General features: G+C 46.7%; 1 protein-coding gene and 1 pseudogene. Both read left to right on the top strand.

The genetic code is table 11. The features are described from left to right. Nucleotides 1-394: alpha/beta fold hydrolase (locus B7C60_RS17570; RefSeq protein ID WP_342747900.1), on the top strand; the 394-nt coding region annotated here is incomplete at its 5' end. Nucleotides 395-511: 117 nt separating this feature from the next. Continuing rightward, nucleotides 512-717 (top strand): annotated as a pseudogene (locus B7C60_RS17575) (ATP-dependent Lon protease); the annotation flags it as partial.

Below are 717 nucleotides of genomic sequence, written 5' to 3' on the forward strand. Positions count from 1 at the left end.
GGCTTTTACGCAGCAATTATTAGTTGACTTTCATCCGACTGTGGAACGTTTTCTGGCTCTACAAGCGATGGGAAGCCCTTCAGCACGGCAAGATATTAAGCAATTAAAGCAAGCCATTTTGTCGCGACCTGCGCCGAATCCTGAGGCGTTACGGGCTGGGTTAAACATTTTAGCGAATACAGATTTACGGGCTCCACTGACGGAGCTTTCTATTCCTATCCTGCGTCTTTATGGACGATTAGATGGCTTGGTGCCGGTTTATATTGCACAGTCATTAAACGCGTTAATGCCAACGAGTGCGGTACATATTTTTCAATGTTCAGCCCATGCCCCTTTTTTGACCGAGCTGGATGAGTTCTGTCAGCAAATTATTCGTTTTGCAAATCAGGTGTAAATTTTGTTTCAAATCGGTAAATTAGCGCTCAATCTTTTCTGCTATTGGTCGATAATTAAGCTAACCCGAAAGCGTTAAGGTGCTTGAGGGACGGGCGATGCTGAGGAGGTTTCAGCGATGATCGTGTCACCAACGCATGTTAGTGTGCCACTTATTGCCCCATCAGTGAATATTCAGACAGAGCAAGCGTCACGAGATAATCGGAGCCGCGCGCCTGTTACGGCAACCGTAGAGCTGACTAAATCTCAGGCTGAGCGTAAAATCAAGGAGGATGATAAGCGGCGTAAACATTCGGCTTGGGATCCAGCAGAGCATCCTGGTTA

The organism is Vibrio fujianensis (assembly GCF_002749895.1).
In the GTDB taxonomy this organism is placed as follows: Bacteria; Pseudomonadota; Gammaproteobacteria; order Enterobacterales; family Vibrionaceae; genus Vibrio; species Vibrio fujianensis.